This window comes from Streptomyces sp. MMBL 11-1, assembly GCF_028622875.1.
Taxonomy (GTDB): domain Bacteria; phylum Actinomycetota; class Actinomycetes; order Streptomycetales; family Streptomycetaceae; genus Streptomyces.
Map to the genome: position 1 here is coordinate 1,656,544 of NZ_CP117709.1, position 11,581 is coordinate 1,668,124.

General features: G+C 73.8%; 14 protein-coding genes. 1 reads left to right on the plus strand and 13 read right to left on the minus strand.

Features of this window, described 5'->3' with window-relative positions; all coding sequences use genetic code 11:
* Positions 1 to 21: 21 nt before the first annotated feature.
* The 11 genes from lgt to hisI form a co-directional block, all read right to left on the minus strand.
* Positions 22 to 1,017: a prolipoprotein diacylglyceryl transferase gene (lgt, locus tag PSQ21_RS07015; RefSeq protein WP_274029538.1), complete on the minus strand. Its 996-nt coding sequence runs from the start codon at positions 1,015 to 1,017 to the stop codon at positions 22 to 24.
* A 131-nt stretch (positions 1,018 to 1,148) separates the two neighbouring features.
* Positions 1,149 to 1,997: a DsbA family protein gene (locus tag PSQ21_RS07020; protein ID WP_274029539.1), complete on the minus strand. Its 849-nt coding sequence runs from the start codon at positions 1,995 to 1,997 to the stop codon at positions 1,149 to 1,151.
* A 75-nt stretch (positions 1,998 to 2,072) separates the two neighbouring features.
* The gene (trpA, locus tag PSQ21_RS07025) at positions 2,073 to 2,885 is read right to left on the minus strand and encodes a tryptophan synthase subunit alpha (protein WP_274029540.1); all 813 of its coding nucleotides are present in this window, start codon (positions 2,883 to 2,885) and stop codon (positions 2,073 to 2,075) included.
* On the minus strand, positions 2,882 to 4,168 hold the full coding sequence (gene trpB / locus PSQ21_RS07030) for a tryptophan synthase subunit beta (RefSeq protein WP_274029541.1): 1,287 nt from the start codon (positions 4,166 to 4,168) through the stop codon (positions 2,882 to 2,884). The genes trpA and trpB overlap by 4 nt, the downstream gene beginning before the upstream one ends.
* Positions 4,169 to 4,311: 143 nt before the next feature.
* Positions 4,312 to 4,524, minus strand: coding sequence for a tryptophan biosynthesis modulator TrpM (trpM, locus tag PSQ21_RS07035; RefSeq protein WP_274029542.1), 213 nt, complete (start codon positions 4,522 to 4,524; stop codon positions 4,312 to 4,314).
* A 16-nt stretch (positions 4,525 to 4,540) separates the two neighbouring features.
* Entirely contained in the window at positions 4,541 to 5,350 is an 810-nt protein-coding gene (trpC, locus tag PSQ21_RS07040; protein WP_073217709.1) for an indole-3-glycerol phosphate synthase TrpC, read from the minus strand.
* 146 nt (positions 5,351 to 5,496) lie between these two features.
* Positions 5,497 to 6,063, minus strand: a complete 567-nt coding sequence (locus PSQ21_RS07045) for a DUF2752 domain-containing protein (protein ID WP_274029543.1) — start codon at positions 6,061 to 6,063, stop codon at positions 5,497 to 5,499.
* 92 nt (positions 6,064 to 6,155) lie between these two features.
* Positions 6,156 to 6,407 carry an HGxxPAAW family protein gene (locus PSQ21_RS07050; protein ID WP_228926656.1) on the minus strand — a complete coding sequence of 84 codons (252 nt, stop codon included), beginning with the start codon at positions 6,405 to 6,407 and terminating at the stop codon, positions 6,156 to 6,158.
* Positions 6,408 to 6,519: 112 nt separating this feature from the next.
* Positions 6,520 to 7,194: a TIGR02234 family membrane protein gene (locus PSQ21_RS07055; protein ID WP_274029544.1), complete on the minus strand. Its 675-nt coding sequence runs from the start codon at positions 7,192 to 7,194 to the stop codon at positions 6,520 to 6,522.
* A 14-nt stretch (positions 7,195 to 7,208) separates the two neighbouring features.
* On the minus strand, positions 7,209 to 8,702 hold the full coding sequence (locus PSQ21_RS07060; protein WP_274029545.1) for an anthranilate synthase component I: 1,494 nt from the start codon (positions 8,700 to 8,702) through the stop codon (positions 7,209 to 7,211).
* An 11-nt stretch (positions 8,703 to 8,713) separates the two neighbouring features.
* The gene (hisI, locus tag PSQ21_RS07065) at positions 8,714 to 9,091 is read right to left on the minus strand and encodes a phosphoribosyl-AMP cyclohydrolase (RefSeq protein WP_274029546.1); all 378 of its coding nucleotides are present in this window, start codon (positions 9,089 to 9,091) and stop codon (positions 8,714 to 8,716) included.
* A gap of 84 nt (positions 9,092 to 9,175) precedes the next feature.
* Here hisI and PSQ21_RS07070 point away from each other — a divergent pair, with 84 nt between their 5' ends.
* Positions 9,176 to 9,808, plus strand: coding sequence for a TIGR03085 family metal-binding protein (locus PSQ21_RS07070; RefSeq protein WP_274029547.1), 633 nt, complete (start codon positions 9,176 to 9,178; stop codon positions 9,806 to 9,808).
* 46 nt (positions 9,809 to 9,854) lie between these two features.
* Here PSQ21_RS07070 and PSQ21_RS07075 read toward each other — a convergent pair whose 3' ends face one another.
* Together PSQ21_RS07075 and PSQ21_RS07080 are read right to left on the minus strand one after the other, a co-directional pair.
* Positions 9,855 to 11,135, minus strand: coding sequence for a PucR family transcriptional regulator (locus PSQ21_RS07075; protein WP_274029548.1), 1,281 nt, complete (start codon positions 11,133 to 11,135; stop codon positions 9,855 to 9,857).
* A 261-nt stretch (positions 11,136 to 11,396) separates the two neighbouring features.
* Positions 11,397 to 11,531, minus strand: a complete 135-nt coding sequence (locus PSQ21_RS07080) for a hypothetical protein (RefSeq protein ID WP_274029549.1) — start codon at positions 11,529 to 11,531, stop codon at positions 11,397 to 11,399.
* Positions 11,532 to 11,581: the final 50 nt, after the last annotated feature.

The following is an 11,581-nucleotide window of genomic DNA, read 5'->3' on the forward strand; positions in this document are numbered from 1 at the left end:
CCCCCCGAGGGGGCGCTGCGGTCAGCTCTTCTCGGCGGCTTCGGGGCTCTCGGCGGTGGCGCCCTTGCCGGACTGGCCCGGCTCGCCCTTCGTGAGCGGGTCCTTCTCGGCGGCGTCCGCCTTCGCGGAGCCGTCCTCGTCGGAGCCGTCCTCGTCGGCGGGGCCGTCGTTCTTCGCGGGGGCGGCGTTCGTGGGGGCGTCGTCCCGTTCGGGCTCGACGATCTCCTCGCGGCCCGGACGGACCTTGGCGGAGATCACGATGTAGGCGACGGCGAGGACGAAGACGATGATCGCGGTCCACACGTTCAGGCGGAGGCCGAGGACGTGGTGGGCCTCGTCGACCCGCATGTACTCGATCCAGCCGCGCCCCGCGCAGTAGGCGGCGACGTACAGCGCGAACGCCCGTCCGTGGCCGAGCCGGAAGCGCCGGTCGGCCCAGATGACCAGGAGCGCGACGCCGATGCACCACAGCGACTCGTACAGGAAGGTCGGGTGGTAGGTCCCGGCGACCCGGTTCGGGCCCTCGCTGATCTCCAGCGCCCAGGGGAGGTCGGTGGGCTTGCCGTACAGCTCCTGGTTGAACCAGTTGCCCCAGCGGCCGATGGCCTGGGCGATGGCGATCCCCGGGGCCAGCGCGTCGGCCCAGGCGGGCAGGGGGATGCCCCGGCGGCGGCAGGCGATCCAGGCGCCGACGGCGCCGAACGCGATGGCGCCCCAGATACCGAGGCCGCCCTCCCAGATCTTGAAGGCGTCGACCCAGTTCTCACCGTCGCTGAAGTACAGCTGGTAGTCGGTGATCACGTGGTAGAGCCGGCCGCCGACGAGGCCGAAGGGCACCGCCCAGACGGCGACGTCGGCCACGGTGCCGGCTCTGCCGCCCCGGGCTACCCAGCGCTTGTTGCCGAACCAGACGGCGACGAAGACACCGATGATGATGCAGAACGCGTAGCCGCGGAGCGGGATCGGGCCGAGCTCGATCACGCCGGTCGACGGGCTGGGGATGAAGGCAAGATTCATGGCGAGGTCGACGCTACCCTGCCGGGCGGTGGGTACGGCAAGCCACCCGGCAACGTCTGGGTAACGAGGAGCGCCTCGCGGGCGGCGCCGGGGCCCGGTCGGGGGCGGGCCCGGTCAGGGGGCAGGAGCCGTCAGGGGGCGGGGGCGGAGGACGCGTCGGCCGGGGCCGGCGGGGTGGCGGTGCCCGGCTTCTTGCCCTTGTTGGCCGCGGCGACCCACTTCTTCAGGTTCTCCGGGGAGATCTGCTCGTCGCCCTTGCTCGGGAAGACGGACTCCCCGTTGAGCAGCACCGTCGGCGTGCCCTGGAAGCCGCCCTCGCGGAACGCCGTGTCGGACTTCTTCACCCAGCTGTCGTGCTCGCCGTCCTCCACACAGCTGCGGAAGCCCGGTGTGTCGAGCCCCTCGACCTCGCCGGCCAGCTCGATCAGCCGGCTGTTCTTGCCGAAGGCGTCGTCCGGCTCCGGGGGCTGGTTGGCGAAGAGCACGTCGTGGTACGGCGCGAACTTGCCGGCGTCCTGGGCGCAGGCGGCGGCATTGGCGGCGCGCAGTGACCCGGTGCCGCCGAGATTGCCGTCGATGATCGTGGCCAGGTGGTACTCGACCTTGACCTGGCCCTCGTCCGCCAGCTCCTTGACGGTGTCCCGGAAGGCGGTCTCGAACTGGGCGCAGACGGGGCAGCGGAAGTCCTCCCAGATCGTGAGGGTGGACGGGGCGTCCGCGGCGCCGACCGGCACGGTCAGGGCGTCCTCGCCGATCGCACCCGAAGGGGCGACCGCCGGGCCGGAGGCGGTGTCGCCGCCGTCGTCCTTGCCCGCGTTGGCCGCGATCAGGCCGACCACGGCGGCCAGGGCGAGCACCCCGACCACCGCCGAGGCGACGATCAGTGTCCGGCGGCGCTTCTCGCGCCCCTTCTCCCGCTCGCGCTGCTGGGCCAGGCGCTCACGCGCGCTTCTGTTTCCCTCTGGGATCTTGTCGCTCACACCCGGGGAACGAACCGGGGAGGCGCCTCCGCGCCTCCCCGGTCCATAATCCACCCATTCGGGTGATTCAGGGGGTCAACGCTTTCGAACACCCTCGGCCAGTTCGCCCGCCAGGGAGCGGACGGCGGCGAGACCGGCGGCCTCGTCGGGGGCGTCCAGCAGGGCCTTGACGAAGGCCGAGCCGACGATCACGCCGTCCGCGAACCCGGCGACCTCGGCGGCCTGCGCCGCGTTGGAGACGCCGAGGCCGACGCAGACCGGGAGGTCGGTGGTGGCGCGGGTGCGGCCCACCAGGTCCTGCGCCTGGGCGCCGACGGAGGCGCGGGTGCCGGTGACGCCCATCAGGGACGCGGCGTAGACGAAGCCGCTCCCGGCCGCCGTGATGGTGGCGAGACGGGCGTCCTGGCTGCTGGGGGCGACGACGAACACGGTCGCGAGGCCGTGCTTGTCGGCGTGCTCGCGCCACAGCGCGGACTCCTGGACCGGCAGGTCGGGCAGGATGCACCCGGCGCCGCCCGCCTCGGCCAGCTCGGCGGTGAAGCGCTCGACGCCGTAGCGGTCGATGGGGTTCCAGTACGTCATGACCAGGATCGGGACGCCGGTGGCCTCGTGCGCCTCGCGGACCGTGCGCATCACGTCGGCGATCCGGACGCCGCCGCGCAGGGCGATGTCGTCGGCGGTCTGGATGACCGGCCCGTCCAGGACCGGGTCGCTGTGCGGGAGCCCGATCTCGACGATGTCCGCGCCGCCCGCGATGACGGCCTTGACCGCCTCGATGGAGCCGTCGACGGTCGGGAAGCCCGCAGGGAGGTAGGCGATGAGCGCCGCCCGGTCCGCGGCCCTGGTGGCAGCCAGGGTGGTGTTCAACAGCTCGATGTTGCCGCTCACTTGGCGTCCCCCTCGATCTCGGCGCGGTCGCTGTCGGCATCCGCTTCGACGGCGGCGTCGGTGTCGTAGAGCCCGAAGTAGCGGGCGGCGGTGTCCATGTCCTTGTCGCCGCGGCCGGACAGGTTGATCAGGATCAGCCCGTCCCTGCCGAGCTCCTTGCCCAGGTCCAGGGCGCCGGCGAGCGCGTGGGCGCTCTCGATGGCCGGGATGATCCCCTCCGTGCGGGACAGCAGGCGCAGCGCCCGCATGGCCGCGTCGTCGGTGACCGCGCGGTACTCGCCGCGCCCGATGTCCTTGAGGTAGGAGTGCTCGGGCCCGATGCCGGGGTAGTCCAGTCCCGCCGAGATGGAGTACGGCTCGGTGATCTGGCCCTCGTCGTCCTGGAGGACGTAGGAGCGTGAGCCGTGCAGGATGCCGGGCTCCCCCGCGGTGAGGGTCGCCGCGTGCTCGCCGGTCTCCACCCCGTGCCCGGCGGGCTCGCAGCCCACCAGGCGGACGTCGGCGTCGGGGATGAAGGCGTGGAAGAGGCCGATGGCGTTGGAGCCGCCGCCGACGCAGGCGACCGCCGCGTCCGGGAGGCGGCCCGCGCGCTCCAGGATCTGGCGGCGGGCCTCGACGCCGATGACGCGGTGGAAGTCGCGGACCATCGCCGGGAAGGGGTGCGGGCCCGCGACCGTACCGAAGAGGTAGTGCGTGCGGTCCACGTTGGCGACCCAGTCGCGGAACGCCTCGTTGATGGCGTCCTTCAGCGTCCGCGAGCCGGACTTCACGGCGACGACCTCGGCGCCGAGCATCCGCATCCGGGCCACGTTCAGCGCCTGGCGTTCGGTGTCGATCTCGCCCATGTAGATGGTGCATTCGAGGCCGAAGAGGGCGCAGGCGGTCGCGGTGGCGACGCCGTGCTGGCCGGCTCCGGTCTCGGCGATGACACGGGTCTTGCCCATGCGCTTGGTGAGGAGAGCCTGGCCCAGCACGTTGTTGATCTTGTGCGAGCCGGTGTGGTTCAGGTCCTCGCGCTTGAGGAAGATCCGGGCGCCGCCCGCGTGCTCGGCGAAGCGCGCGACCTCGGTCAGCGCGCTGGGCCTGCCCGTGTAGTCGACCATGAGCGCGCCCAGCTCGGCGGCGAAGGCGGGGTCGGCCTTGGCCTTGTCGTACTCGACGGCGACCTCGTCCACGGCGGCGACGAGCGCCTCCGGGATGAACTTGCCGCCGTACGCGCCGAAATAGCCCTCGGCGCTGGGAATGAGACCCTCGGGGTCCGGAATGAAGAATTCGGACGTCATGCGACGTGCTCCTTGGCATGGCAACGGGTGGGTTCACCGGATGCGCGGAGGGGCGAGCGCCACCGGGACCGGCTTGCGGTCGCGGCGGTGCGGTCGTACGTACGAGAGTGCTGCGGGTACTGCGGTACGTCGGCCGGGGCTCGCTACTGCGCGGACCCCGGGCGCCATCGCATGCCGTTGACCTGGCCGGGCTCGTCCCCGATGACGTACCGCACACGCCGGCCGTGCACGCGCCGGGCGGGGGCGCGGCAGCCACGGGGGCGGCAGCCGCGCGCCAGCGGGGCGTGCGGGTCCCGGGCCGGGGCCCCGGCGGGGCCGAGGCCCGGCCGGGTACGGGGCACGGGACGGTCGGTCATGGTCGTCGGTCCCCGGTCAGCCGCGGCCGTGGCGGAGCGCCGGGTGGGCGCCCGCGGCGACGAGGTCGGCGACGGCGGCGCGCGGGTCGCGGCCGGTGACCAGCGACTCGCCGACCAGGACGGCGTCGGCGCCGGCGTTGGCGTACGCGATCAGGTCGTGCGGGCCCCGGACGCCGGACTCGGCGACCTTGACGATGTGGTCGGGGATCTCGGGGGCGACGCGCTCGAAGGTGGAGCGGTCGACCTTGAGGTCCTTCAGGTTGCGCGCGTTGACACCGATGATCCTGGCTCCGGCGTCCACGGCGCGTTCCGCCTCCTCCTCGTCGTGCGCCTCGACGATCGGGGTGAGCCCGATCGACTCGGCGCGCTCGATGAGGGAGACCAGGGCTTCCTGGTCGAGGGCGGCGACGATCAGCAGGGCGAGGTCGGCGCCGTAGGCGCGGGCCTCCCACAGCTGGTACGAGGTGACGATGAAGTCCTTGCGCAGGATCGGGGTGTCGACCTTGGCGCGGACGGCCTCCAGATCGGCGAGCGAACCGCCGAAGCGGCGCTCCTCGGTGAGGACCGAGATGACGGACGCGCCGCCGGCCTCGTAGTCCGCGGCGAGCGCGGCCGGGTCGGCGATGGCGGCCAGAGCCCCCTTGGAGGGGGACGAGCGCTTGACCTCGCAGATGACGGTCACGCCCTCGCCGCGCAGGGCGGCGACTCCGTCCTTGGCCTGGGGAGCGCGGGCGGCGCGCTCCTTCAGCTCGTCGAGGCTGACGCGCGCCTGCCGCTCCGCGAGGTCGGCGCGAACGCCGTCGATGATCTCGTCGAGCACACTCACGCGAGCGGCCCCCTTCCGAACGGTTGACGGTGAACAGGATCAGCCACACCGATGGTATCCGCAGGATGCCCCGGGGCTCGCATCCGGCCACCTGGCATCCCACTTCGTGGTCATTCCGCGGTCCGGCCCGGCCCGGCCCGCGGAGTTCAGGGGGCCAGGGCCGAGCCGAACGGCAGATTCCGGACCACGGTGAAGATCAGCAGGACGGCCCCCACGCCCCACCACCAGACGGGTGCCAGGCCGATGCGCAGGGGCTGTCCGCGCCAGGCCCTGACCAGCCAGAGGACCCAGACCGCGGCGAAGAGGAAGTAGCCGACGGTGGCGATCGCGTTGGCTTCGAGCGCCGCGCCGAGATCGCCGTGGATGAAGGCGTGGGCGCTGCGCAGCCCGCCGCAGCCGGGGCAGAGGACACCGGTCAGCTGGAGCAGCGGACAGACCGGGTAGTGGCCGGGCTCGTTGGGATCGACGGTGCCGACGTACGCGAAGGCGCCCGCGACGGCGGCGAGGATGCCGACGGGGGTGGCGAGGCGCCGCACCCGGCCGGTCGGGCCTGCCCGGCCCGTCCGGTGTTCGGGGGCGGGCGGCCGGCCTGCGGGGGGCGTGGCCATGTCGGGGGTCGGGCAGACCGTCAGCGGCGTGGGTCCGTGGTCCGGCGGGGACTCCGATTCCGGGTCCGGCGGCTGGGCGGCAGAGGGGGCAGGCGAGGCGTCCACCCGCCGATTGTCCCCCGCCGACGCGAAAAGGCGCAGCCCGGTAAGGGCTGCGCCTGTCGGCGTGTCGGTCGCCGGGACGGGCCGGCGCCGGGTCAGTGGGAGATCTGCGCCCGCCCGGCGCGCTCCCGGGCCTCGACCAGCTCGGCCGACTCCTTCGGCATGCCGAGGCCGGCCACCTTCATGGCGAGGCCCACGAGGCCGCCGGCGAAGATGACGGCGATTCCGGCCCAGAAGCCGAGGGGGTTGGCCGCGACCATGAAGACGCCTGCGACGCAGAAGCCGATGAAAGCAATGATGACACCGGTCCAGGCGGCCGGGGTGTGTCCGTGGCTGCTGCCCGCCATGAGTTGCTCCTCGTTGGTGTTGCGCTGTGGGTGACGCTGTGCGTGGGGCCGCCGCCCGGGGGACGGCTCGGGTCCATTGTCCCGTACGGGGCTGCCGGGCGTGAGCCTGGGGTCACACCTCGCGCGTCGGGTCCTCGCCGCGGTCCAGGGCCTTCCACAGGTCCTCGGGCCGGTCAGGGTCGGGGGCGGTGCGGGGCGCCTTGCCGGGGCGGGGGGTGCCGTCGCGCTCGTACTTTCCGGACATGGCGGGCCAGCGGGTGCCGTAGCGCAGCGCGAGGAGCCCGGCCAGCAGGATCAGCAGGCCGCCGACGGCGGTGACATAGGGCCACGTGGTGTGGCCGATGGCGTGGATGGTGGCCGCCGCGTCGCCGGTCGCCCTCGCGGCCTCCTCGTCGAGGGCCGTGCTGTCGGACCCGCCGGCCCAGGCGCTGAGGGCGGCTCCGAGGCCGCTGAGGGCGAGGAGGGCGGCGACGATCCGGCGGGCGGCGCCGCGTACGGCGAACACGGCGACGAGCGCGGCGAGAGAGACGACGGCCAGGGCGGCCGGGACGCCGGTGACGTCCCGGCCGTCGACGGCCAGCGGAAGGGCGCCCCCGCCGGTGGCCGCGTCACCCTCGGCCCAGGTCTGCCCGGAGGCGAGGAGGACGACGGTCGCGCCGACCGCGCCGAGGAGCAGACCGGCCGCGAGACTGCGGCGGCTCCCTGCGGAGTCGGGCGCGGCGCCGGACGCGGAGTCGGCGGTTCGGGCACGGGGCGGGGGTACGGGGACAGCGCTCACGCCCTCCACTATCCCCTACCGGTTCAGCGGTCGTGGAGCCGGTTGGCCGTATGGACGGCGCGGAGCACGGCCGCCGCCTTGTTGCGGCACTCGGTGTCCTCGGCGACCGGGTCGGAGTCGGCGACGACCCCGGCTCCGGCCTGGACGTACGCGGTGCCGTCGCGGAGCAGGGCGGTCCGGATGGCGATGGCGGTGTCGGAGTCCCCGGCGAAGTCGAGGTAGCCGACGCAGCCCCCGTACAGTCCGCGGCGGCTCGGCTCCAGCTCCTCGATGATCTGCATGGCGCGGGGCTTGGGGGCGCCGGAGAGGGTGCCCGCGGGGAAGCAGGCGGTCAGGACGTCGAAGGCGGTGCGGTCCTCGGTGACGCGGCCGGTGACGGTGGAGACGATGTGCATCACATGGGAGTAGCGCTCGATCGACATGAAGTCGACAACCTCGACGCTGCCGGGCTGGCAGACCCGCCCCAGGTCGTTGCGGCCCAGGTCGACGAGCATCAGGTGCTCGGCGCGCTCCTTGGGGTCGGCGAGGAGTTCGTCGGCGAGCGCCTGGTCCTGCTGCGGGGTGGCGCCCCGGTGCCGGGTCCCGGCGATCGGGTGGACCATGGCCCGGCCGTCCTCGACCTTGACGAGGGCCTCGGGGCTGGAGCCGACGACGTCGAACCCGTCGAAACGGAAGAGGTACATGTACGGCGACGGGTTGGTGGCCCGCAGCACCCGGTAGACGTCCAGGGCGCTCGCCGTGCACGGGGTCTCGAAGCGCTGGGAGGGGACGACCTGGAAGGCCTCGCCCGCCCGGATCCGCTCCTTGATGTCCACGACGGCGTCCTGGTAGGCCTCGCCGCCCCACAGCGCGGTGTACGGCGGCAGCTCGGACGGGGGCAGGACGGCCGGGGCGTTCTCGACCGGGCGGCGGAGGTCCCGCTCCATCGCGTCGAGGCGGGCGACGGCGTCCGCGTGGGCCTCGTCGACGCCGGTGTCGAGGTCGTTGTGGTTGATCGCGTTGGCGATCAACAGGACGGTTCCGTGGCGGTGGTCGAGAACGGCGAGGTCCGAGGTGAGGAGCATCGTCAGCTCGGGCAGCCGCAGATCGTCGCGGCCGTGCTCGCCGATCTTCTCCAGGCGGCGTACGACGTCGTAGCCGAGGTAGCCGACCATGCCACCGGTGAACGGCGGCAGGGCCGCGTCGCCGACCAGGTCGCGCGGGGTGTGCAGGGTCTCGACGGTGGCGCGCAGCGCGTCCAGCGGATCGCCGGTCACCGGGACGCCCACGGGCGGGGTGCCGAGCCAGTGGACCTCGCCGTCGCGGGCGGTGAGGGTGGCGTCGCTGCGGACGCCGATGAACGAGTAGCGCGACCAGGTCCGGCCGTTCTCGGCGGATTCGAGCAGGAAGGTGCCGGGGCGTTCGGCGGCGAGCTTGCGGTACAGGCCGACCGGCGTGTCGCCGTCCGCCAGGAGGCGGCGGCTGACCGGGACGACGCGCCGGTCGACGGCCAGTTTGCGGAAGGTGGCGAGATCCATGGCCGGTGACCTTACTTTCCGAGAGGCAGGACGTCGGCGTCGAAGCAGGTGCGGTCGCCGGTGTGGCAGGCGGCGCCGGTCTGGTCGACCTTGACGAGGACGGTGTCGGCGTCGCAGTCCAGGGCGACGGACTTCACGTGCTGGACGTGGCCGGAGGTGTCGCCCTTGACCCAGTACTCCTGGCGGCTGCGCGACCAGTAGGTGCAGCGGCCCGTGGTGAGGGTGCGGTGCAGCGCCTCGTCGTCCATCCAGCCGAGCATGAGCACCTCGCCGGTGTCGTACTGCTGGGCGATGGCCGGGACCAGACCGTCGGCGCCGCGCTTGAGGCGGGCGGCGATGGCCGGGTCGAGGCTGCTGGCGGGCGGCGTGGCGCCGGGCGGGCTCGTCATGGGCCCATTGTGCCGTGGCGGCGAGGGCGCTCCGGGAGGACGTCCACTGGGCGGACCCCGGGCGCCGGTCGTACGCTGGCGGGCATGTCGACCCATGCGAAGCGTGAACGTCTTCTGCTCGCCGATCTGTTGGAAGCGGCCGGTCCCGAGGCCCTGACCCTGTGCGACGGCTGGAAGACCCGCGACCTGGCCGCCCACGTGGTGGTCCGCGAACGCCGGGCGGACGCGGCGGGCGGGCTGCTGGTGGGCGCGCTGAAGGCGCGGCTGGAGCGGGTGCAGGCGGAGTTCGCGGCGAAGCCGTACGAGGAACTGATCCAGCTGATCCGTACCGGCCCGCCCCGGTTCTCCCCGATGTCCCTCAAGCAGATCGACGAGGCGGCGAACACCGTCGAGTTCTTCGTCCACGCGGAGGACGTGCGCCGGGCCCAGCCCGACTGGTCGCGCCGCGAGCTGGACCCGGTCTTCGCCGATGTGCTGTGGTCACGCACCGAGCGGACGGCCCGGCTGCTGGGCCGCAGGTCCCCGGTGGGGCTGGTGCTGCGCCGCCCGGACGGCCAGACGGCGGTGGCCCACAAGGGGGCCCCGGTGGTGACGGTGACCGGGGAGCCCGCCGAGCTGCTGCTGTACGCGTTCGGCCGGCAGGACGCGGCGGACGTCGAGGTGGAGGGCGACCAGGCGGCGGTGGAGCGGCTGAGGGCGGCGGAGCTGGGCATGTAGGACCGGGGTCCGGGGTTCCGGACCCCTTCGAGCGTCGCGGACCGCTTCAGTCGCCGAGCAGTCGCCGCGCCGCCAGGGCGAGCGAGACCTCGACCGCGTCCCGGGGGCGGGTGAGGCAGCGGCCGGTGAGCTGTTCGAAGCGGCGGAGCCGGTTGAGGACGGTGTTGCGGTGGCAGTAGAGCCGCGCGCCCGCCCGCTGCGCCGAGCCGTCCGCGTCCAGCCAGGCGGTGAGGGTCTCCACGATGACGTCGCGGTCGGCGGGGTCCAGCCGGTCCAGCGGCCCCAGCACCCGGCCCGCGAGCGCGGCGGCGAGCGCGGGGGAGGACACGACGAGGGCGTCCGGGAGGTTCTCGTCGAGCAGGATGGTGCCTCCGGACGCGGGGCAGGCGCGCAGCGCGGTCTCCGCCAGCCGGCGGGCATCGCCGAGGGCGGCCAGGCCCTCGACGGCGGAGCCGATCCCGGCCCGGGCGCCGGGCGGTACGTCCAGCGCGGCGGCCAGCGCGCTCAGCTCGCCCGGCCGGCCCGTCAGCGGCAGGATCGCGAACTCGGCGTCCGGGCCCGGGTGCCAGAGCACCGGGACCTCCGTGGCGGCGACGGGCAGCGCCGCCGGGCGGCCGGCGGGCCCCGGCCCGCTCGGGGCCCCGGCCACCGCGAGCACGGCGTACCGGCCCTGTTCCGGCAGCCCCAGCATCGCGGCCGCCTCGGCGAGGTCCGCGATCCGGGCGGTTCCGTCCAGCAGGGCCGCGATCATCAGCCGCTGCCGGTTCTCGCGCCGCCAGGACAGCCGCCGCTCGGCCTGCCGGTAGGCGTCCGCCACGATCCCGCAGTGCTCGTCGACGAAGTTCCACACGTCGGCGGCGACATGGACGAGCAGCCGGACGTCGTCGGGGTCGCGCCGGGCGGTCTCGTCCACGAGGTCCTGCCAGACCATCGCGCCGCCCATCCGGAAGGCGTGCAGGACGGCGTCGAGCGGCACGCCCTGCTCGGCCCTGATCTCGCCGATCCAGCGGGAGGTGCGATGGGCGGACTCCCGGAACTCCCGGGGCTGGATCAGAGAACCGACGTTGTGCCGCAGCGAGTGGTGGACCTCCTGCCAGACCTCGGCCCGGCCGGAGTCGATGGCCGCCCGGTAGCCGGGCTCCTGGGCGTACAGGGCCTCGACGAGCCGGTCGGTGAGGGCCGGCAGCGACGCGACGAGGACCCGGGCGGCCCGGTGCAGCACCTCGACGGCCTCACGGTCGGCCAGGGACCGGAAGCGGTGCGGCAACGGCGTTGCCGTGGACGGGCCGCGCAGCGCCCCGATCCGCGAACGTACGACCTGTGGCATGGCGGCCTCCACCGGGAATCGGCCGACCGCGCGAGCGGCGGGCCCGGCGCACCCGGCCCGGTCGGGGCGCGAGCGCGGCGTACACGATCCTGACGCCCGCAGAATGACATACCGCCCAGTCGGTACCTAGAGGTCTGCGCGGAACTCGTCATCACGGTCTCGCAACCTCCCGGCCTTCACGGGGCCCGGAGAACCGGCGTGAGCAGGTGAGACCGTCACCGCGGCCGGCTCTTCGGGGCCGAGCGGGAGAGGGAGGAGGTTTCACTCGGTCAGGACCGTGCCCGTGGCGTCGGATACGAACGGCCGCGTCCACCACCGTGCCCGCGCGGGCACGACCAGGGCCGCGTCATACTCGGCGACCAGGTCCCGTTCCTCCCTGGCGGGTACGTCCCTCATCCGCAGTGCGGAGGCAGTGCGGAGACGGTCCGCCGCGGGGGACGATGCGC

What these genes read in the sequence shown, in the direction of transcription:
- trpB (WP_274029541.1), bottom strand. Translation starts at nt 4,168, where the DNA reads ATGACGTCCGAATTCTTCATTCCGGACCCCGAGGGTCTCATTCCCAGC.
- trpM (WP_274029542.1), bottom strand. Translation starts at nt 4,524, where the DNA reads ATGACCGACCGTCCCGTGCCCCGTACCCGGCCGGGCCTCGGCCCCGCC.
- PSQ21_RS07075 (WP_274029548.1), bottom strand. Translation starts at nt 11,135, where the DNA reads ATGCCACAGGTCGTACGTTCGCGGATCGGGGCGCTGCGCGGCCCGTCC.
- PSQ21_RS07080 (WP_274029549.1), bottom strand. Translation starts at nt 11,531, where the DNA reads ATGAGGGACGTACCCGCCAGGGAGGAACGGGACCTGGTCGCCGAGTAT.
- hisI (WP_274029546.1), bottom strand. Translation starts at nt 9,091, where the DNA reads ATGACGAGCCCGCCCGGCGCCACGCCGCCCGCCAGCAGCCTCGACCCG.
- PSQ21_RS07050 (WP_228926656.1), bottom strand. Translation starts at nt 6,407, where the DNA reads ATGGCGGGCAGCAGCCACGGACACACCCCGGCCGCCTGGACCGGTGTC.
- lgt (WP_274029538.1), bottom strand. Translation starts at nt 1,017, where the DNA reads ATGAATCTTGCCTTCATCCCCAGCCCGTCGACCGGCGTGATCGAGCTC.
- PSQ21_RS07060 (WP_274029545.1), bottom strand. Translation starts at nt 8,702, where the DNA reads ATGGATCTCGCCACCTTCCGCAAACTGGCCGTCGACCGGCGCGTCGTC.
- PSQ21_RS07070 (WP_274029547.1), top strand. Translation starts at nt 9,176, where the DNA reads ATGTCGACCCATGCGAAGCGTGAACGTCTTCTGCTCGCCGATCTGTTG.